The 21,540-nt window shown below is 58.4% G+C and carries 18 protein-coding genes; 16 read left to right on the plus strand and 2 right to left on the minus strand.

The features are described 5' to 3' along the window. Positions 1–328: 328 nt before the first annotated feature. Positions 329–1,561, minus strand: a complete 1,233-nt coding sequence (locus KBX13_RS08690) for an MFS transporter (RefSeq protein ID WP_071573210.1) — start codon at positions 1,559–1,561, stop codon at positions 329–331. A gap of 253 nt (positions 1,562–1,814) precedes the next feature. Here KBX13_RS08690 and KBX13_RS08695 point away from each other — a divergent pair, with 253 nt between their 5' ends. The 12 genes from KBX13_RS08695 to KBX13_RS08750 all read left to right on the plus strand — a co-directional run bounded on the left by KBX13_RS08695 (position 1,815) and on the right by KBX13_RS08750 (position 13,709). Then, a complete protein-coding gene (locus KBX13_RS08695) occupies positions 1,815–3,329 on the plus strand; it encodes a class I SAM-dependent DNA methyltransferase (protein WP_256021748.1) in 1,515 nt (504 codons plus the stop codon). Positions 3,330–3,341: 12 nt separating this feature from the next. Continuing rightward, positions 3,342–4,463, plus strand: a complete 1,122-nt coding sequence (locus tag KBX13_RS08700) for a restriction endonuclease subunit S (protein ID WP_256021750.1) — start codon at positions 3,342–3,344, stop codon at positions 4,461–4,463. A gap of 1,402 nt (positions 4,464–5,865) precedes the next feature. Continuing rightward, positions 5,866–6,921, plus strand: a complete 1,056-nt coding sequence (locus tag KBX13_RS08705; RefSeq protein WP_070479067.1) for a type IV toxin-antitoxin system AbiEi family antitoxin domain-containing protein — start codon at positions 5,866–5,868, stop codon at positions 6,919–6,921. Continuing rightward, complete coding sequence (locus tag KBX13_RS08710) at positions 6,821–7,774, plus strand: nucleotidyl transferase AbiEii/AbiGii toxin family protein (protein ID WP_256021751.1); 954 nt, start codon at positions 6,821–6,823, stop codon at positions 7,772–7,774. Before KBX13_RS08705 ends, KBX13_RS08710 begins: the two co-directional genes overlap by 101 nt. A gap of 173 nt (positions 7,775–7,947) precedes the next feature. Beyond that, positions 7,948–9,132, plus strand: coding sequence for an Nramp family divalent metal transporter (locus KBX13_RS08715; protein WP_070363637.1), 1,185 nt, complete (start codon positions 7,948–7,950; stop codon positions 9,130–9,132). 20 nt (positions 9,133–9,152) lie between these two features. Continuing rightward, positions 9,153–9,542, plus strand: coding sequence for an NUDIX domain-containing protein (locus KBX13_RS08720; protein ID WP_005292595.1), 390 nt, complete (start codon positions 9,153–9,155; stop codon positions 9,540–9,542). Between the two features lie 62 nt (positions 9,543–9,604). Next, entirely contained in the window at positions 9,605–10,180 is a 576-nt protein-coding gene (locus KBX13_RS08725; protein ID WP_005292598.1) for a TetR/AcrR family transcriptional regulator, read from the plus strand. Beyond that, entirely contained in the window at positions 10,177–10,539 is a 363-nt protein-coding gene (locus KBX13_RS08730; RefSeq protein ID WP_005292602.1) for a DoxX family protein, read from the plus strand. Before KBX13_RS08725 ends, KBX13_RS08730 begins: the two co-directional genes overlap by 4 nt. Positions 10,540–10,627: 88 nt before the next feature. Next, on the plus strand, positions 10,628–10,870 hold the full coding sequence (locus tag KBX13_RS08735; protein WP_005292604.1) for a CopG family transcriptional regulator: 243 nt from the start codon (positions 10,628–10,630) through the stop codon (positions 10,868–10,870). A 260-nt stretch (positions 10,871–11,130) separates the two neighbouring features. Next, positions 11,131–11,673, plus strand: a complete 543-nt coding sequence (locus KBX13_RS08740; RefSeq protein ID WP_070363354.1) for a winged helix-turn-helix domain-containing protein — start codon at positions 11,131–11,133, stop codon at positions 11,671–11,673. A gap of 82 nt (positions 11,674–11,755) precedes the next feature. Further along, complete coding sequence (locus KBX13_RS08745; RefSeq protein ID WP_256021753.1) at positions 11,756–13,138, plus strand: ATP/GTP-binding protein; 1,383 nt, start codon at positions 11,756–11,758, stop codon at positions 13,136–13,138. Next, the gene (locus KBX13_RS08750; protein WP_168156208.1) at positions 13,125–13,709 is read left to right on the plus strand and encodes an RloB family protein; all 585 of its coding nucleotides are present in this window, start codon (positions 13,125–13,127) and stop codon (positions 13,707–13,709) included. The genes KBX13_RS08745 and KBX13_RS08750 overlap by 14 nt, the downstream gene beginning before the upstream one ends. Positions 13,710–13,794: 85 nt before the next feature. Here the strand turns inward: KBX13_RS08750 and KBX13_RS08755 are convergent, their stop codons facing one another. Beyond that, positions 13,795–15,177: an RNA-binding domain-containing protein gene (locus tag KBX13_RS08755; RefSeq protein WP_071573205.1), complete on the minus strand. Its 1,383-nt coding sequence runs from the start codon at positions 15,175–15,177 to the stop codon at positions 13,795–13,797. A 159-nt stretch (positions 15,178–15,336) separates the two neighbouring features. Between KBX13_RS08755 and KBX13_RS11550 the strand changes: the two genes are divergently transcribed. The 4 genes from KBX13_RS11550 to KBX13_RS08780 all read left to right on the plus strand — a co-directional run bounded on the left by KBX13_RS11550 (position 15,337) and on the right by KBX13_RS08780 (position 21,347). Beyond that, entirely contained in the window at positions 15,337–18,723 is a 3,387-nt protein-coding gene (locus tag KBX13_RS11550; RefSeq protein WP_370687330.1) for a DEAD/DEAH box helicase family protein, read from the plus strand. A gap of 19 nt (positions 18,724–18,742) precedes the next feature. Then, positions 18,743–20,197, plus strand: coding sequence for a DUF5129 domain-containing protein (locus tag KBX13_RS08770; RefSeq protein ID WP_256021755.1), 1,455 nt, complete (start codon positions 18,743–18,745; stop codon positions 20,195–20,197). A 429-nt stretch (positions 20,198–20,626) separates the two neighbouring features. Then, on the plus strand, positions 20,627–21,172 hold the full coding sequence (locus KBX13_RS08775; protein ID WP_256021756.1) for a hypothetical protein: 546 nt from the start codon (positions 20,627–20,629) through the stop codon (positions 21,170–21,172). Beyond that, positions 21,165–21,347: a hypothetical protein gene (locus KBX13_RS08780; RefSeq protein WP_070363358.1), complete on the plus strand. Its 183-nt coding sequence runs from the start codon at positions 21,165–21,167 to the stop codon at positions 21,345–21,347. Before KBX13_RS08775 ends, KBX13_RS08780 begins: the two co-directional genes overlap by 8 nt. Positions 21,348–21,540: the final 193 nt, after the last annotated feature.

The following is a 21,540-nucleotide window of genomic DNA, read 5'->3' on the forward strand; positions in this document are numbered from 1 at the left end:
GGTGTTAAAGGAGTGCGACGCTGGTCGCCGGAAATCGCCCGGGGTGGGTCGAAATGCGCGACCTGCATCGCACGCTTTGAAGCGCACGCTACGAGCAGGTTTGAGGTGCGCCGGGGCTGATTACAGGCCTGGTTGATCATGAATGGCGCTGTGGAGATAGCACGCTGCTTGCTGAAATCCGTTCCGGTCGAGGTGTTAAAGGAGTGCGACGCTGGTCGCCGGAAATCGCCCGGGGTGGGTCGAAATGCGCGACCTGCATCGCACGCTTCGAAGCGCACGCTACGAGCAGATTTGAGGGCCGGAGGCGGCAGAGAGCCGGGGCAGCCGCCTACCAGGTCGGGCCGGGCAGGTGGGCGCGCCAGCCGAGGACCACGTTGACCAGGCAGCACAGGGCGAGGATGGTGCCGATGACGAACAGGGTGGTGAAGCCGACGACGGGCGCGGCGGCGCTGAAGACCATCGGGATGAAGAAGCCGGTGTAGGACACGGAGTAGTAGACGGCGGTCAGGCCGGCGAGTTCGTCGGCGTTGGCGATGCGTTGGACCTCTGAAAGTCCGGCTACCAGGGCCAGGCCGTAGCCGGCGCCCATGATGGCGGCAGCCGCAACGCCGATTGGCAGCGACAGCGACCGGGACGCTTCGGCGGCGAGGATGCAGCCGACGGTGATCACGGCCATCGCGACGGCGGACGCGCGGGCGGACCTACTCGTATCGATGACACGGCCGAGCATCTGGACGCCGACGCCGCAGCCGAGGGTCACGACCGTCATGAAGCCGGAAAACGCGATGGGCATATCGTGCGCTGAGCTGGACAGCAGCTGCGGCAGCAGGGCGTACGCGGCGCCGGCGCAGCCGAACACCCACGGCGCGACCGGCACGACGATGCGCACGAAGCGGCGGTGCGCGGCGGATGGGATGTGCAGCATCTCGAGCATGTCGCGAACTCGCAGTTCAAGGAAGGTTTCCTTCACGGTGCCCCGGCGCGGCGGGCGGGTCTCCGGGGTGTCGAGCAGCCAGTAGGCGGTGCCGAGTGTGAGCAGGATGTGCAGCACGTACGCGGTGTGCGTGGGCCACGGGCCCCACTGCGCCAGCACGGAGGCGAGCGCAGCGCCGATCAGGAAGCCGACGGTCAGGCACATCGACGCCTTGCGCGGCCCCGACGCCGGGTCCCCGCCCGCTTTAATAATCAGCTCCGAGACCCACGTGGACCCCACCGCCATCACGATGCCCAGGGCGAGCCCGCACAGGATGCGGCCCGTCGCGATCACCAGCGGCTCGTTCGGGGCGATGGACAGCAGGAAGGACCCCACGAGCGAAAGTGGTGCGGCTGGGAGCATGGTGGGGCGTCGTCCAATGTGGTCGGACAGCGGACCGCTGATCAGCAGCGCCGGGATGATGCCCAGGACGTAGGCGGCGAGCAGCCCATTGACGGTGACCTGCGAAAAGTGCGAGGTTTCGCGGTACATCACGAGCAGCGGGGTGAACTCGTTGCCGCCCCACGCGACAGCAACCATGCTGCCTGCGACGGGGAACCATGCGCGCGGATGAAATTGTTGAGTCATAATCAGTTCTTCACGTTGTCCGATTGGTAGCACGAATATATTGCTCCTCGGATGAGGTATGACCAAATCGCGCCCCGCTAGGGGTCCAACTTTTCGACGACGGCTCCGCCCCTCAATCTTCTGAAAATCTGGAAAAGCAGAACTTAGGCGCTGCTCGATACGCACCTATCTTATAGAAATCGCGGTTTTTAAAAGATAGCTCCGTGCACGAGCCGTTCTATCTTCTGTCCCGCACGGTTGTTAGAATGACGCCATGATTACAGGCGCACTAAAGTCCCAGGTAGACCGCATTTGGGACGCTTTCTGGTCCGGCGGCATCTCAAACCCGATCACCGTGATCGAACAGTTCACCTACCTCCTCTTCATGCGCCAGCTCGACGAGCGCCAAGCACAGGCCGAATTCTTCGCCAACACACTGGGCGGCGAGCCCGATGACACCCAACTATTTTACGACGCCACCCACGACCACCTGCGCTTTTCCAAATTGTTGGCCGTCGATTCGCCGGAAGCACGCTTCGCCGCCTTCCGTGAGGGGTTCGACTACATCAAACAGCTCGGCGCCGCGCGTGACAGTGGGTTTGTCACCCATATGAAAGACGCGGCGTTCCTGATCCCGAACGCGGCGACGCTGACGGCGGTAGCGACGATGATCGCGAAGCTGGAGTTCTCGAATAAGGACATGACGGGCGACTTGTACGAGTACATGTTGTCCAAGCTGGCCACCGCCGGCACGAACGGACAGTTCAGGACACCAAGCCACATCATCGAACTGATCGTGGCGCTGACTGAGCCGACAATCACCGACCGGCTCATCGACCCAGCCTGCGGCACCGCAGGTTTCCTCGCCGCCACCAGCGAATACCTGCGCGACGACTTCAAGGACGCCACCAAACTGCAGCGCGAGCAGTACCTCGCCTGCGGCCTGACCGGATTCGATTTCGATTCCACGATGGTGCGCATCGCCGCGATGAACATGGTGATGCACGGCTTTAGCGACCCGAACATCTCCTACCTCGACTCCCTGCAGGAACTAGCCCCCGAACAACTCGAGGCGTTCGATGTGCTACTCGCCAACCCGCCGTTTGCGGGCTCGATTAATCAGGACATTTTGGACCCAAAGTTGGCGTCGATCAAGACGAAGAAAACAGAACTACTCTTCATCGCAAGGTTTCTGACCTTGTTAAAGCTCGGTGGCAGAGCAGCTGTCGTTGTGCCGGAGGGGGTGCTGTTCGGCTCGACGCGCGCGCATAAAACCCTGCGCAAAGAACTTGTGGACAACCAGAAAATCGACGGCATCATCAAACTGCCGTCCGGCGCGTTCAAACCGTACACCGGGGTGTCGACCGCGATCGTGTGTTTTACCCGCACCGACTCACCGGGCCAAAATGAGCACATCTGGTTCTACGACATCACCGCCGACGGGCGCTCCCTCGACGACAAACGCACCCCACTGCTCGACGAGGAACTACTCGGCCCGTGGCCTGAGACTCCACTTGACGACGACCAGCTGCGCCTCAACAACCTCCCCGACGTCGTAGCCCGCTTCCACAACCAGACCGCCGAACAGGACCGCGCCCGCACCGAGGCGTCCTTTACCGTCCCCGTCGACGAGATCCGGGAGGCGGACTACGACTTGTCGATGAACCGGTATAAAGAAATCGTTTTTGATGCCGAAGAAACCCGTAACCCGCAGGACATCCTCGCCGACATCGACGCCCTCGACGCCCAAATCGCCACCGCCATGAGCACGCTCAAGGGGCTGATCTAGATGAGGTGGGAGATGGTGAAGCTGGGGGATGTTGCCGAGATTGTAATGGGGCAAGCGCCGAAGGGAGCAGACACTTCTGAAGAACCAGTTGGGATTCCACTGATTGCTGGCGCCGGAGACTTCACTGCCACCGGAATCAAATGCACCAAGTATGCATCAAAAGCGCCACGCCTCTGCAAACCTGGTGACGTCATTCTTTCGATTCGGGCAACAATCGGAACTTACCGAATTACAGATGACAAATACTGCATTGGCCGAGGCGTTGCAGCGATTCGCCCAAAATCTGAGTCCATTACGCACGAATTCCTACCATTCCTTCTCAGACACATGAAGCCGCAATTGATGCGGCAGGCACGCGGTGCAACGTTTCTCCAGGTGTCTAAGGCAGATATCGCTGACTCCCCAGCCCCTCTCCCTCCCCTGGAGGAGCAGCAGCGCATCGCGAAGATTCTGAACGCAGCATTATCGATGACGGAATTGTTCCAAAAGCAGCTTGGTGAGGTTTTGGACCTGAAGCATAACCTCGTTCATGCAGCGCTGGTCTCGTCGACAATTGAGAGAGTGCCACTACAGGAATTGGTTACTGTCAATCCGAAACAACGCCGCGGCATTCCCGATGAGACGCCAACCACCTTCGTCGCAATGTCAGACGTCGACGAGCGCCTTGGCCTTTGCTCGCACACCTCTGGCACGGTTGGAGAATACAAGAAGGGATACACGGCCTTCGCCCAGGACGATGTGCTTGTGGCAAAAATTACGCCATGCTTCGAAAACGGGAAGTCCGCAATTGCGTCGATTCCGACCGAGCTCGGCCATGGATCAACTGAGTTTCACGTGCTGAGAGTGAAAGACACTTCACGAACTTCGCCAGAAATTATTTGGTCGCTTATGAAATCAAAGGCGTTCCTCGCTGAAGGCGAAAACTCAATGCGTGGCAGCTCAGGACACCGCCGCGTACCTGACTGGTTTATCAAGAAGTATCCTGTCCCAGTTTTCGACAAAGAAAAAACGATGTCACTTACTAAACAGTTGACCTCACTAGACCAGGTCGCGGGCCACATCAATCAGAAAATCGGTCTTTCCAAAGAGCTCTACGCCTCCCTCTCCTCTCGGGCTTTCGCGGGAGGACTTTAGAGCTGACAGATAAAAGGACTAGTTGAAGACCCCTTGGCAATCTACTCGAAACAGTTTCGAGTAGATTGTTTTACGCTTTTCACGACTTGAAAGTTCGTTTCGAGTACGTTTCGAGCTATACGTAGAATTACATTTGGACTATCTTCCACCCGGTCGCATCTCGGACAATGTTGTAGTTCTCTTTTACAAACCCCTCGGGTCTATTCCGCAGGCGGACAATCCTCAAGGTTCTGCTGTCCGCGGCATCGGAACAACCAGCGACTTTCCTGGCGTAAACCCGTCGAGGTGTCTGCCGCGCGGACAACCAACTACACCGGCTTTCCGCGGGGCGGACAAGTTGTCACTGGATTCCGCCGCGCGGACAGATCTTCATCGCTCACCCGGAAGCCGGGTCATGTTGTTGGTGGTTAGCGTGGTGGGACGGAGAGGGCGTCAATAAGAAAGTATTCGCTGCTTCCACTGTCCGCGGCACCATCGTGACCAGCGAGCTTCTTGACGGCAACCAGTTGAGGTGTCCGCCGCGCGGACAGTCGGCAGCAGTGAACATGATGTGGATGACGGATGAAGGTATCCGTGGTGGGAGGGCCACCTATAAAAAGCTGCGACAGATTCCGCGGGGCGGACTGACATCCACCACTCACCCGGAAACCGAGGCGCGTTGTGAAAGGTAAACGTGATGGGACGGAGCCGGCGTTGATTAGAAAACCCGCCGCTGCTTCCACTGTCCGCGGCACGCCATCTACCAGCAACTTTCCCGGCGTGAAGCCGTCAAGGTGTCCGCCGCGCGGACAGGCAACCACACCGACTTTCCGCGGGGCGGACAGGTTGCCACCGGTGAATGTGGCTTCGGGGTTACGGCAGAGTTCCGCGCCGCGGACACTCTGGAAAACCTCGGTTTCCAAGTCGAACTGTCCGCGGGGCGGACAGTGGGATCGGTATTCGGGTGTCCGCCGGGCGGACAGTTGGCAGCAGTGAACACGATGTGGATGACGGAAAGGTATCCGCGGTGGAAGGGGCGTCGATAAGAAAGCTGCAGCAGATTCCGCCGCGCGGACAATGGAGTCGGTATTCAGGTGTCCGCGGGGCGGACAGGTAGTCGCTGGATTCCGCGGCGCGGACAAATAATCACAGTTCACCTGGAAACTGGATCATGAGTGTTAAAGGTAAGCGTGGTTGGTCGAAGGGGCGTCGATAAGAGCCCTCGTGCTTCCACTGTCCGCGGCACTGCCACTGCCAGCAACTTTCTCGGCGGTGAACTTATCAAGGTGTCCGCCGCGCGGACGAAATAGCCGCGAACATCCTGCAGCTCATGGGATGAGGAGGCGGCAACCCGACTGATAGTTTCGCAGGAGTTATGAAATCTCCGTGCTGCAAAACTATCCTATATGGTAATTTTTGAAGTATGGATGCCGCCGAATCGTTGGAGATCATCGGGGAGATCGCTTCCCAACAGTGGGGACTGTGCACGGCAAAACAAGCACGCGCAGAAGGAGTAACGCCCTTGACTCTCTCCCGACTAGAGACAAGGGGTGGACTCATCCGAGTTCGACATGGGGTTTATGCGACCGTCGGCACCATGATGAGTCCAGCGTTAGACGTCAAAGCACAATGGCTTGCACTCCGACCCGAGATGATGGCCGCTGACCGGGTCCACGACCCTACATTGGCGTCCGAATCCGTCATCTCCCACACCACCGCAGCTGAACTCTGGGGCATCGGTGACCTCTGGCCCGATGGAATCCACTTCACCGTCAACCGTCGACGCCAAAGTAGGCAACCAGAAGTCCAGTTTCATCGAAACAAACTCGACGACCACGAATGGACCCTGCACCCCGAACACAACCTCCCCATCACAACTGCAGCTCGCACCATCGTGGACCTCGCACTAGACGGACATGAACCCCAACATCTCCTTGATCTCATCGCAGATGCGAGCGAAAAGCAATTACTGCAAGAACCTGAGCTACTCAGCGCTTTTGCTGGAAACGAAACAGCTTTCGGCCTGCCAAAAGGTGATCAGGAGGGGCTACGTATGCTTTGGAAAGAATGCTTTCCACCTGTTCCCGCGGCAATCATGGAAGAGCAAATCCAAAGAGCTGTCGCCAAGGCGCTCGAGCCATTTGCTGAAGAGTTAAAGGCGCTCGTCGCAAAGATGCCACTTCAAACCGACTTTCACAGCAGCAATGTAGAAGAGGCACTCCAGAACATGCTCGCTGGCAGAGCAGCTACTGCCCATGCGCTCGAAGCAACACATAAACAATTAGCCGAAACGATCGTGCACAGTGAAGGTTTGAAGACCCTCTGGCTGTCCACCCCTCTTCCCCCATCCCACACAGCAAAACCTCAAGGAGAATCCTGTGCCACAACCTCAAAAACAAAGGGAGCGCCACGGTCAGATCGTTTCAGCACTGAAGAAGGAAGCAAGCCACGCCGGAAAGAAGCCAAACGACGTATATAACCAGTTTTTCCGTGAGGTGTTCCTTCATGAACTCATGCGCCTAAACGACGGTTGGGTGCTCAAAGGGGGCGCCAACATTTACTGCCGAATACCAGGCGCCCGGCAGACAAAAGACCTCGACCTATTTCGGCAATATGCCCCTACCTCAGCCTTAAAAGCCGCTGACAGCCTCATCGCGACAATGAACAAGCACCGAGTAGGCCCTTATACATTTCAAGTGGAAAAGAGCAATGGCAAGGCGGAACGAATCGGCACGATAGACAGCAAACGCCTCAAAGTTACAGTCACTTACGGCTTAGGTAGCAGCAACCGCTTCATTGAGTTTTCCATCGACGTCAGTGGTGACCTTGAGGTCACTAGTGAAGTGGAATCAGTCACCGTAGCTTCAAGTTACGACGTCCAGACACCTTATCTTCCAGAACATTTCCAAGTCACGTCGTACCCCATCGCAAACCAGATCGCAGATAAAGTCTGCGCAATGTATGAGATACACGGCGACACACCTCCGGGCAAAGCGTCGACACGCTATCACGATCTCTACGACATTGCGCTATTAGCTTCAGAGCTTCCGCCAACAACACAGCTCAATGCTGCTGAACTCCGCGACGCTCTCAACTCACAGCAACAAATCCGAGGCGTTACTCTCCCAACAAATCTCAATATCCCTGATGCAACGTGGGCAGATCGGTACCCGAAAGCCGCAAAGAAATTTGGCAACGAAATACGAAAAGAATTCTTGATTCTAGATGAAGCCCTTCGGGTTGCTGCACTCCTCATTGACCCCGTTCTGAACAATGAACTCCATACGTTGACCACAACCTGGAACAGCGCAACACTTTCCTGGACACAATAGCCAGCGCCGGATATCCGCTTGAGGGTGTTCACTCTTCCTCAACCAACTGCACCAAACGCACATTGCCAAAGTGCAAAACCAAAGTGTGAAAGTGCAAAACTTTTTGCGTGGCTTGAACATATGGCGATGAAAACTAGACTTCAAGTAGTTGAACTTTTGGTATGGAGATGCCTATGCGTAAGACCTTAATCAGCCTCACCGGCCCCGCCTTCGTTGCTGCAGTGGCTTACGTCGACCCCGGCAACGTAGCCGCCAACATCAGCGCCGGCTCCCACTACGGCTACCTCCTGGTGTGGGTACTCGTCGTGGCCAACCTCATGGCCATGTTCATCCAGTACCACTCCGCCAAACTGGGCCTAGTCACCCACCGCTCCCTGCCGGAAATCATGGGCGAGCGTCTCTCCCGCCGCGCGCGCCTAGGCATGTGGGCCCAGGCCGAGCTCATCGCCGCGGCCACCGACCTCGCCGAAGTCATCGGCGGCGCCATTGCCCTGCAACTCCTCTTCAACCTCCCCCTGTTCGCGGGCGCGCTCATCATCGGCACGGTCTCCATCATTCTCCTCATCTTCCAGAAGAAGAACCAGTGGTTCGAGGGGCTTGTCATCGGCCTGCTCCTGGTCATCTGCATCGGCTTCCTTGCCGGCCTCGCCATCGCCCCGCCCGACCCCGCCGACGTGGCCGGCGGCCTCATCCCCCGCCTAGAGGGCAAGGACAGCATCCTGCTGGCCGCCTCCATGTTGGGCGCCACCGTCATGCCGCACGCCATTTACCTACACTCCTCCCTGACCAAGCAGCGCTACCCCGACCTGGAAATCCCCCACGTGCTGGCCGGCACCCGCGCGGACATCGCCGTGGCGCTGTCCATCGCCGGGCTCGTCAACGTGGGCCTGCTGGTCCTGGCGGGCTCGGCCCTCTACGGCGTGGACGGCACAGAGACCATCTCCGGGGCCCACACGGCGATTGCCAGCCACCTCGGCCCGCTGGCCGGCGTTCTCTTCGCCATCGGCCTGCTGGCCAGCGGCCTCGCCTCGACGTCAGTGGGCGCCTACGCCGGCTCCGAAATCATGGACGGCCTGCTTCACATCAAGGTCCCCCTACTAGTCCGCCGCCTGGTCACGCTCATCCCGGCGCTGGTCATCATCGGCTGCGGGGTCGACCCCACTATGGCACTGGTGGTCAGCCAGGCACTTCTTTCCCTGGGCATCCCCTTCGCCATCATCCCGCTTTTCCGCTATGCCGGCTCCCGGGACGTCATGGGTGAGTTCGCCGCGAAACCCTGGTCTATGGCCGTGGGCTGGACGCTTGCCGCGCTGGTCATCGCACTCAATCTCGCCCTCGTGCTCCTGCCGCTGCTCTAGGCCGCCTACAATCAGCAGCCATGATTGAAGTAGCAGCCGTCGTCATCCGCAACCCACAAGGCCACGTGCTTACCGTGCGCAAGAAGTCCTCCACCAAGTACCAACTGCCCGGCGGCAAGCCCGAGGCGGGCGAGGCGCTTGTCGACGCCGCCCTGCGCGAAGTTGCCGAAGAAGTAGGCCTCACCCTCGACGCCGAGAGCCTCAACAAACTCGGCACCTTCGACGCTCCCGCCGCCAACGAACCGGGCGAGGTCGTCGTCGGCACCATCTTCACCTACACCCGCACCGTCACCGCCGACGAACCCCATGCCGCCGCCGAAATCGGCGACACCGCCTGGGTCAACCCAGCAGCCCCCGACCGCGAGCTTGCACACCTGCTGCGCGACCGCGTCTTCCCCACGCTGGCCTAGCGCCAACTGTCAACACTTCGGCGTCATTGACCTCGAAACCATCAAGAGCTACCCTTTTGAACATGTTCACTGAACACGTTCACTCATCGCGCTCGGCCGCCAAAGCTGGCACCGTCAGCAAGGTCCTAGCCACCGCCTACGAACTCTTCCTCACTCAGGGCTACGCCACCACCAGCATCCGGACTATCGCATCCGAAGCTGGCGTTAGCGTGGGAACCGTCATGGGAGTCGGCGACAAACAAACGCTGCTCATCCGCACCATTGGCCAACACATTTCAGAACTCCACGATGACATCCGGGGACAATCCGATAGCCTTCTCGATGTCCTGAGACCTTTCCTCCAGATGTTTACCGGCCACGAAGAGCTCTCCCGCGCCTTTGGCGCAGCACTCATCCAACAAGGCAATCAAGGCGAAGCGCTCACCGCACTCAAAACGCTCCTGACCGATGAAATCACCCTGCGACTCGGCACCAGGCTCAGCAGCGCCGATGCGGCCGAGTACGCCGACCTGCTGTACAACGTCTACCTCGGCTTACTCATCGGCTGGGCCGCCGGAATCTACGACACCGAGCACCTCACATCCCAAGCCGCCTCATCGATCGAACGCCTCAACACCGCATTCGGAGTAACCCAATGATCCTAGAATCTTCCCCAGCCTGGCCCTCCCTTCTACTAGCAGCCATTCTGCTTGGCGACGCCGCCCTCTCCCTCAAACCAGTCCCCTTCATCGAAGCCTGCCTCAGCGGCGTCAAACTCCCCAAGGACTGGTGGTGGGCGCTCATTGTCATCAAGTGCCTCGCCGCCGTAGGACTCATTGCCGGCCTCTGGTTCCCCGGCGTAGGAATCACAGCCATGATTGGAGTCATCGCCTATTTCTGCGCGGCCGCAGCAGCCCATGTCCGCGCCCACTTCCTCGGTAGCGCATTCTGGATCAACTGCTTAGGCATGCTCGCATTCTCCATCGGAGTACTGATCCTGACGCTCGCACTGAATTAAGACACCAGTCAACCTTTCACGGCTTCCTGAAGGCAGATACATCATTGCACCTCTTGAATGATGACTTGATGCTTTCTACCCTAAAGGTATGCGCACGACGATAAACCTCCCGCCGAAACTCCTTGAAGAAACGAAGGTCCAAGCCAAAGCCAACAATGTCACTTTGAGCTCATACGTCGAAGAGGCGGTCCGCGCTGCCCTCAAGAAGGAAGCCCGCATCAGTACCGAAGACACCCCCGTTAACCTGCCCTCCTTCGATTGCGGCGGACCGGCTCTAGTTGATCTCAGCAACAAAGAAGCTGTGTGGGCGGTACTCGATGATCATTCCTGATGTCAACATTCTCGTTTATGCCTTCCACTCCGCTGCACCGCAACATAAACCCGCTCAACAATGGCTAAGTAGTGCTCTAAATCGGCATGAAACAATTGGACTCCTGGATGTTGTGGCAACGGGCTTGCACTGAGGAGGGCTTCCCACTATTCAAACTGCTAAACATGCAGGTGATCAAAGTGTGAAACTTCAAAAACCATACTGTTAAAGTGTAAAACTGTTGCTTGCTCCCAGACCAGTTATGTTTCACATGAAACGGAGTGTCGGGTTGTCACAAAGTTCCGCGGACGGCGGGGCGGACACCCCGGGCGGCCTCTGCCTACAGGTCGAACTGTCCGCGGGGCGCACAAGCTGTCGCGGGGTTCCGCCGCGCGGACAACCACGCTGACGAAGGCGGCGGCACCCGCGAAGCGATCACCTCCTGCCGCGAATCACGCGTAGCGACGCCCCGCTTCATCAACACCAGCGTCCAATTCACCGTACTGTTCCCACGAGGCTCCCGCTCCAGCGCAGAACACGATGCCCGGCTGGAAGACATAGGCTCCAATACCCGACTCTCCCCGACCGAGGAAGACCTACTGGTCAACCTCCAAGCCTTGGGCAAGAACGTACCCCGGATCTACCAGGCACTCTCCGCGACAGGTAGCGGTATCACCGTGAACGTACTGGCAGCCAATACCGGACTTTCCACAGGCCAAGTGCGCTACGGACTCGCGCCACTGCTTCGCGAGGGCATCGTCACCATGGAAGGTGGCCAAGGCGACCGAGCAACGGTGTACAGGATTGTGCAATCGGTGAGTTAGTAAAACCGCATCATTTTCTTTATTAAGCCTTTCTGGGGAAATTTTTTCCCGTAATGAGCTTTTCTCACCTAAACTTACTTCCATGAGACTGCTTAGCTTTATTGCGGAGAATCACCGTAGCTTCCGTGATGAGTTTGCGCTGGAAATGACGCGCAGCTCCTGGCGCACCGCAGTTCCTCGTCAAGGTGAGAGTTGGGCCGATGCCGTTCTACCGGTTGCAGCCATCTTTGGACCCAACGCGTCAGGAAAGACGGCGGTACTCGACGCAATGCGCTATGCAATGGAGGCAATCCAATGCTCTGCAAGCAGATGGCTTGAATTTCAGAAAAATCGTCGATCTCCATTCAAGCTAGATGAGGACTCTGTACGTTCCCCCAGCTTCTTTGCACTCGATTTCACGTTAACCGGTGGCATTGGCGGCCCGGAGCTTGCGGCCCGAGAAATTCGATATCACTACGAATTCTCCATTTCCGCGAACCGCATTGAACACGAGCTGCTGCTTGGTTATTTCTCCTCCCGCCCAACACGACTTCTGGAAAGAGACGCCGAACAAGGCATAACCAGCTGGCATAAGTATCTGGGACCACGTATATCTCCAGCCCCGCGAGAACTTGTGCTCTCCCGTGGCTACGTTGCAGGTCACGACAAACTGCAGTCGTTTGTGGGAAGCATTATCGCTGGCGTCGATTTCTACGACATCAGCGACAGTGCCCGGCGGCAACGCCTCGACCGAATTGCGGCGGATATCGCCGATGAACGAATTCCGTTGAACGTACTCACCACACTCGCAGCAGTAGCGGATATCGGAATCACGCGAATTGATGTAGATGAACGAGAGTTACCCCCGGAAATACGCAAGATTCTCGAGCGATCTGCGGCACGGGGCCTGAAGGCGACCGGGAAAGCTCTATCAGGCCAAAGTCTGATCGACCACGACTTCGTAAACAGAACACTGCGGTTTTATCACCATGGCAACGAATCCGCCGACGCCGGCTTTCTCATGCGCGATGAATCATCCGGAACGTTGGCATGGCTCGCCATGGCCGTTCCCATCTTAGAAGCGCTCCGCGACGGCACAATTTTTTGCGTCGACGAGCTGGATACCAGCCTCCACCCCATTCTCGCCGAAGCAATCGTCGCACTGTTCCAAGATCAAGATACAAACCCACACGGGGCCCAACTGATCTTCACGTCACATGACGTATCCCTGCTCCAGCCGCAGTCTTCTGCGAACCTGACGAAAGAGCAAGTCTGGTTCACCGAAAAAGACAGCTCTGGTGCAAGTACGCTCTATAACTTGCAGGACTTCCGCGATTTGAAACCGGCATCAAATCTTGCAAAGCAATACCTGGAAGGCCGATTCGGCGCGCTACCGTATCTATTACCAGGTTTAATGCGAAGTGCTGTTGAAGAACTATCACCTACACGACGGGGGCAAGAAAATGGGGAACGTGGCAGCGCGTAAAGGTACACCCAGAAAGCCCAAGAGCAGGGCAAAGCGGAAGCTGAAAAGTCGGCTTCTGATTGTTGTAGAAGGCGACAAAGGAAAGTCTGAGCAAGTTTACTTCCAAAGGCTCGCACAAATTCTGCGTTCCAACGACGTGGCCACGGACATCAAGGTTGTACCTAGTAAGGGAGAACCCAAGCGAGTTCTTGATACATGCGAGAACCATCTGAAGTCCGACAACTTTGACCGCGCGTTCCTAGTCGTCGATTGTGACCAACACACCACCCTGGGTGATGTTCTTCAGCTCGCACAAAAGAGCAATATCTCAGTCGCAGTAACGAACCCTCAATTTGAGCAGTGGCTGTATTGGCACCTCTACGACGGCGGGAGCGACGCGAAGAAAATGACCGATGTACTGCAAAAGGAACGCTATCTCACAGGCCGCAATGCGAAAGAACTCGGGGTAACGTTCCCAGTCGAGAGATACCCTGAGGCAACGGCACGCGCAAAACGCCACTGGACCGAAATGCGCCCCAATGCACCAATGCAAAAGGGCCATGCCCGTCATCTTCAATCCCGTACCTTATAGAAGCGATGCAAAAGTAATGACTAACTAGAGGGCCACACAAACCTCCCCACGCACCCGTGGGGAACTTTTGTTCGTTGGTCATGTATCAGTAACGCAGCGGGCTGACCGCTGACCATGTTGCGCGAGGATCCCTCAAACCGCTTCCGTTCCACTGCACGAGTCCAGCGTCCCGGAGTGCTTGCAGAGCACGGCGGACGGGAGGGTTCGAGAGGTGAAGGGCGTTGGCAACTTGGCCCGTCGATAAGGGATGTGGGCTTGCCTGCAAGGCTGCAAGCACCTCTGTTGAGTAGCGCGGCAAGTCCGCACGAAGCGACTCGTCGAGGCGTTGCACTGCCTTCAATGTCAAGACAACACTGCCACTTGTCTGCCGGTACACGGGGTCTGCAAAACCCGCCTTTCGCATACCAGCGATCATTCGTCGAATCCCTTCCCCCAACTCCTGCCCAATCCGCAACTCAGCAGTCCCACGTGCAATCAGCGGGTTTCTTGCAAACCTCGCAATTGCTTCGGGTTTCGACGGGTCCACCAAGCCAGGGAACCTGCCAGGGCTAGACACCTCAACCCGATCAGGATAGATCTCGAACCTGACGTGATCCCCAGCCATACTGTAAGACCTGTGGATCACCGCATTCACCAAACCCTCTAGCCACACATCCGGCGGGATCAAATCCTCCTCTTCAAAAAGCCCACTGCCCACAAGACGGCGCACTTTTGGAAGAATCTTGCTAATCGCAGTTCTGGCCTGCTGAATCTGTTCTGGCAGGGTGCCGTCGAAGCGTTCGTCGTAAAGAATTTGCTGACCATGACCCGGCAACCGATCTATGTCATTGAACTGAACCACACGAACATGAGCGTTTGGAAAGAACTCCTGCGGATGTTTTCCGAAAAGCAACAATGCCGCTGTCCGCGGGTTGCCTGCCCTATCTATCAAGTTTCGCGCCCTCAACGCATCTTGGGCCGAGGCAGAACCAATCGCCTCCGCATACCGCTCGACCTGCGCCATATCGAGGTCTCCAGGCTCAGCACGTGGTGGAACAATTGCATCAAACTGCTGCTCCCCCTTCAAATACCGCAACTCTAAAATGCCGTCGGGGCCCAGCTGCTTCGTTTCATCCCCGATGCGCAGGAAGCACTCCCCCGAATTGGAATAATGTACACGCTCACTAGGCAAAATATGGAATAGGTATACAGAAGTGGCGTCATCAATGCGAAGGCTCTCGATCTCGACTCGAACCGTTGGATCGGTGTGATCAAACGCCGATTGCCGTAAGTCGTTGTCCTGCCGTGCGCTAGGCAACCCATCGAATTGTCGATCAGTGATACCGACAGCGATGACCCCGCCCTCGGCATTGGCAAATGCGATAATCGCCTTTGCAAGATCCTTCGGTTTAATACGAAACGATTTCCGCTCAAACCACTGATCTTCGGGACGCGTAAGTAACTCATCAACCTTTACCGCAGTATTCATGTGGATCACTCTACTCGAAACGATTTCGAGTAGAGTGATATACCCAGGTCAAAACATGTGAATCCGTTTCGAGCATGTTTCGAGTAGGTTTCGAGCCACAATCCAACGGTATAGAATAACGCGCAGGCGAACGAGCGCACCGGGAAGAAAGGCGATCAGGTGAGCATCACTCCACGTCCGTCCAACTTTGGCTTCGTTGGGCAAGCATGGCCCCAGCTCATTATTGAGTGTCGCAATGCGGAGGATGCCGCGCTGACCAACCCGCGCGCGTCGATGTTCCAATCCCGGTTCGTGTTAGAGCAGGTCATTGGGCATATCGCGGCGTTGAATGGGCTGGAGAAACAGTCCAACATCTTTGATACGCTGACCAACCCGGACTTCTCGCGGCTGCTGCCGGAGACGATCCGTTCCAAGATGCACATCCTGCGCAAGGTCGGCAACACCGCGGTGCACAGCGAAGCGCACATCACCAGCGATGAGGCGCTGCAGGCCCTGAAGCACCTGTATGACGTGATGGTGTTCGCAACTACGCACTTCTCGGGGAAGGCGATTCGGGGGATCGCGCCGTTTGACGTCGAGATCTTGAAGCAGGCGCCGCGGCAGGCGGCGTTGAACCAGCGGCAGATGATGGCGCTGGCGGCGAAGGAGAAGTCCGCGAGGGAGCAGGCTGACCTGTACAAACTGCAGCTGGATGAGGCGCAGCAGCGGGAGCTGGAGCAGGCTGCGGGGTATGAGGAGGAGATCGCGAAGCTGCGGGAGCAGATTCGCAAGCAGCAGGAGAAGCTGACGCCGCCGGCGCCGCAGTTGGCGGTGGATGAGGCGCAGACGCGCCGTGACATCATCACGCCGATGCTGGAGGATGCCGGGTTTGTCCGCGGCCGCACGCTCATCGAGGAATACCCGGTGGCGGGCATGAAGGTGGACTATGTGCTGCTGGATACACAGGGTGTGCCGATCGCCGTTGTGGAGGCGAAGAAGGCCAGCCGCAGCATTAACGACGGCCGCCAGCAGGCCGCGATCTATGCCGATGCCATCGGCAACGCGACGGGCCGTGTACCGCTGATCTTCTACACCACCGGGTACGAGGTGCGCTTTTGGGACAGGGACGCCGACCTGCCGGGCGGTGTCGGCTACGAAACCCGCACTATTGAGTCCTACCCAACAGTGCGTGCGATGGAGGCGCTCATCGCCCGGCGCGACAAGCGCCAACCGCTCAGCGCGCACAGCGCCACCATCACCGAGATCGCCGGTAGGCCCTACCAGCTGGAGATGATCCAGTCCGTGGCGGAGGCGTTCGGCAAGGGCAAGCGCCGCGCGCTGTTGGTCATGGCGACGGGGACGGGCAAGACGCGCGTCTCCATCGCCACCGTGTCCATGCTGTTGGAGGCCGGCTGGATCCGCAACGTGCTCTTCCTCGCCGACCGCAAAGCGCTGGTCACGCAGGCGCACGCGGCGTTCAACGAGCACCTCGCAGAGGCGGTGCCCGTCAACCTGACCACCAACCCCGCCGGCGAGGGCCAGGTGTACGTGAACACGTACCAGACCATGATCGGCATGATCGGCGAAGGCCAACGCTTCAACTCCTTCGACTTCGACCTCATCATTGTCGACGAGGCTCACCGATCCATCTACCAGCGTTATCGACGCATCTTCGACTACCTGGACGCCCTCGTCGTCGGGCTGACAGCCACCCCGCGCAGCAACCTCTCCCACGACACCTACACCTTCTTCGGCTGCGAGCCCGACACCCCGACCGGCTACTACAGCCTGCACCGCGCCATCGAGGAAGGCAACCTCGTGCCCTACGAGGTGTTCTCCGGCAGCACCGCCTTCATGCGCCGCGGCATCTCCTACGGAGAGCTCACCCCCGAGCAGCAGCTGGAGTGGGAGAACGCCGAGTGGGGTGTCGACGAGCACGGCGACCCACTTTCCGCGCCCCAGGAGGTCAACGCCGCCGAGATCAACGCGAAGCTGCTCAACCGGGACACGATCCGGAAGGTGTTGCGCCAAGTCATCGGCAAGGGGCTGAAGGTCGACGGAGCGGACCGGCTGGGCAAGACCATCATCTTCGCCCGCAACCAGGCCCACGCCGACCTCATCGCCGACGAATACCGGGCCATCTTCCCCACCACCGCCACCCGCGCCGAAGTGATCACCCACGGCGTGTACAACGCGGAAGCGCTCATCGCCGAGTTCAAGCAGCCCGACTCCGGCCTGGACATCGCCATCAGTGTGGACATGCTCGACACAGGTATCGACGTCCCCGAGGTGGTCAACCTGGTGTTCTTCAAACCCGTCTACTCCCCCACCAAGTTCTGGCAGATGGTCGGCCGCGGCACCCGCCTGCGCCCTGACCTGTTCGGCCCCGCCGTGGACAAAACGTGCTTCTACATCTTCGATTACTGCGACAACGTGCACCAATTCAGCGGCACCACCAACACCACGGAGGGCTCGCACCAGATCTCGCTGTCGCAGCGCAGCTTCACCACCCGCGCCCGCCTACTGCTGACGGCCACGGATGAAGTGCGAGGGGACGTCGCAAAGCATCTTTCGGACGCAGTGCGCAGCGTGCCCCACCGCAGCATCCTCGTGCCCACTGAAGCACGCGCCTACCTCGACATATTTAGCGACGCCACCCCCTGGCTCACCGCCGACGCCGACACCCACCAACAAGCCGTGAGCGCGCTCGCGCCACTACCCTTCGCCGCGACCGGCGACAAAGAACAAGCCCGGCGCTTCGACTACCTCATGTACCAGCTCGAACTCGGACTATTCGAAGAACGCGGCGACTGGGACGTGCTCGCAGAGAAAGTCTCGACCATCGCCGCGGCGCTACTGCAGAAAACCAACATCCCCACCGTGGCCAACAACGCAGCACTACTCGAGGCGATCGCCAACCCGCAGTGGTGGGACGGCGTAACCTACAAGGACCTCGAACTCGCCCGCAAAACAGTCCGCGGACTCACCGTCTTCCTCGACAAAGCGCAACGCGCCGTAGTGATCACCGACATCGAAGACGAACTCGGCGAACTCGAACAAAGCACCCTCCAAGCCACCGGCGGCACCCAACGCGAAAGCTCCGTCGTCGAAGAAGAACTCCGCCGCGCACTCGAAGGCAACACCACCAGCCTGGCGCTGCGCAAACTCCGCAACGCGCAACAACTCAGCACGCACGACCTCGACGAACTACGCCAACTGCTGCTCAACGCCCACGTCGACGGCGCCGCCGAACTCGCCGAGACCCACCAAGCCAAACTCGGCCTCTTCCTGCGCGAAGTCGTCGGGATGGACGCAGCCGCCGTCGAAGCGCACTTCGAGGAACTGCTGCACTCCACCGACCTCAACTCCGTGCAGCGCACGTTCCTCAACACCGTCGTCAGCGAGGTGATCCGCAACGGCGTCGTCGAAGCCCACGAGCTCACCCAACCGCCTTTCGACGAAAACGGCTCCATCATGGACATCTTCCACGAGAACGTCGGCGTAGTCCTGCAACTTCGCGACAGCCTCGAGCAGCTCAACAACACCGCCATGCCGACCGCCGGGTAGCTTCGATAAAATCAGGCGCATGAGCAAATGGGCACAAATCCTTAGCGTTGGCGCGACGGCACTGCTGATCGGCGGCGGAGTCGGCGCGGGCACCTACGCAGCCATCGACGAGCCCGACCCGGCGCACTACGCCATCGCTACCACCGCCGAGGCGCCACGCCTGCAACTGACCAACCCCGACGGCCTGCTCACCCCAGCTGACCAGGCGCAACTCGAGCAGAACCTCCAGCGCATCGACCACCCCGAAGTCGTGCGCACCATCCACATCCTCGCGTTCAACAACGCCGAAAACACGCGCGAGAACATCAACGACACCATCGAGGAATACTTCCGCGCCCACTACCCCGACGAAATCCTGGACAAGCACGGCTTCCGCGACGGCACCCTCGTCCTCGCCGTGGACATGGCGCACCGCCACCACGCAATCTACGCCGCCGACGACGTCGCCGACGTCCTCGACCTCCACAGCGAATCATCGCGCGTCTCCTCAGTTATCGACGCCATGGTCCCCGGGCTACAAAGCAACAACGTCCCCGCCGCCCTCTTCGCCGGCGCGAGCCTGGCCATGGACACCGTCGGCCTGCAGCAGGAGCGTTACGAGTCCGCAGTCGACGACCGGATCGGGGGTGGCATCGGCGCCGGTGTGGGATCCGGCGTGTTGGCAGGCGTTGTTGGCGGCACAGGCGTCGCGCTGCGCAACCGGCGCCGCCGATTGATCGAGCAGGCGCGGGCGGACTACTCGCTCGTGACCAAGGAATACGCCGACCTCGCCGGGCGCCTCGACGGCATCGACGTCCGCGCCAACTCCCTGACCAGCGCGTTTGCCGATGCGGAGCTGCGTCGTCAATGGGGCGACGTCCGCGACCGCTTCCTCAAACTCCACGACACCGTCTCCGGCGCCGGCGGCATCAGCAGCATCCCCATCTCCGACGACGCCGCTGCCTACCGCGCCCGCAAACAACTCGCCGACGCCGCCGAAACCCTCACCCACACCAGCCACGCCGAAGACAACATCAACCGCCTCTTCAACATCGAACAAGGCGACACCACCACCCGCCGCACCGACCTCGCGCGCCTCAGCAGGGACATCACCAAAGCACGCACCTCAATTAACGACGCCACCCTCCGCCAAGAACTCGTCTCCTTGGAGGAGCGCGTCCGGCAGCTGCATGCGGACCCCGCCAGCCCCACCTTCCTCGACGACTACCTCCGCCTCCTCTCCGACTACCGAATCGTCCTCGACGCCGTCAAAGACAAAGAGTTCAGCGACGTCAAAGACCGTCACAAACTCACCACCCCAGCCATCTACGACAAGGACTACTGGTACCCCACCTACATCCCATTCGTTGCGATGCAATCCTGGCACAACACCAACGTCGCCGCCGCGAACTCGGCTGCTTCTTCCTCCTCTTCGGGCGTGAACACGACGTTCAGCTCCGGGTTCACGGCCGCTGGCGGGTCGGGGAGTTTTTAGTTCACACTGGCTTGGGAACTATTTTGGGCCAGGGCATTTGACACCTGGGAAACGCTATTGTTGGGTCCGGTTTCGGGATTGAGACGTGAAATAGTTCCCCATCACAGGAGGTCGCGCACCAAATTCCCTCATACGCCCTAGCCGACCTGGGCTTTTGCAGATTGGGCTGCTGAAAAGCGGGAATGTGGTGCGCGCCCCGGCTATAAAAACATCAGAACGCAGATTGATGCTAAATTGGCGTTGCAGACCTCCACCGCACATGCGGAATTTGGGGGTCTAGCTGTTTTCCAGGGCTATTGGCCGTATCTTCGGGGAGTTCCACCCCAGTCTCACCTCTCAACCGGTCCGGGACAGATCTTGAAATCTTGTAAATTTGAGGCCTGTGGAATCCATCTGAGCAGGAGGAATCTGAGTGATAGCCTTATTCTCGTGCGAAAAATGAACATTAATTTCAGGGCCGAATGGAATAACGTGCAAGCCATCGTCGCTCTGCTCGTTGCTTTCGTATCGTTCCTGGTCATGGTGCACTGGGGGTTGGTGATATTCTGGGAAAAGCCCTGGCAGGAATCGCTTGCGACGATATTTTCATATCGTGGAGCGATACCTGCTGCCGCAGCCGCCGTACTTACGCTAGGTATCGCCACCAAGTCACTGTCGCAGAAATCAAATGCTGATGACCGCTCTGCGTACTACGAACGTGTTCAGTGGGCAATCGATATGACACTTGCAGAAAATCCCGCTCAGCAGAATGCAGGTTGGCATTTTTTGACCCCAATGCTGGAGTCAGGGTTGAAGTCTTCAGAAGATATCGGGTTTACTCGGGCAATTCTTGAATACGACAATAAATTTAACCCGAAGAATTCAACCTTTTCGCCGGGTACTACTTCGAAGAACTGGGTTTCAGACCTAGAGATTTTGTTACTATTATCCGTACTAGGTCATAACAGGGATAGGAAGGAGTCTGCTGATGACTAATCAGGCAATGGCAGAGCGGAAGTATCCACTGACCGAGTCCCATAAACGAATGATCGAGCAGTTGCCAATGACACAGGCGAAAGCTAGCCGTGATTTGCAAGAGTATGCCAAGAAACTCGAAGCACGTCAGAACCGGCCCTTATGGCAGCGGATTCTAGGCATTTACCCGATATAGATGGTGTTGCCCGGAGGGCTCCACACATAGGTTAAAAGACCGAGTGTGATCCATGCGACCATCAAACACAGCCACAAGCAGCGGTACTAAAACGTTTCACGGGCTTCTCCTAGTATGAGTAGTGTTTCCTTGCAGGATAAATGCAAATATTTTTGCACACAATTGTTTGCTCTGCCCGAACACATTCACTCCA

The organism is Corynebacterium sp. CCUG 51687 (assembly GCF_024453995.1).
Lineage (GTDB): Bacteria > Actinomycetota > Actinomycetes > Mycobacteriales > Mycobacteriaceae > Corynebacterium > Corynebacterium pseudogenitalium.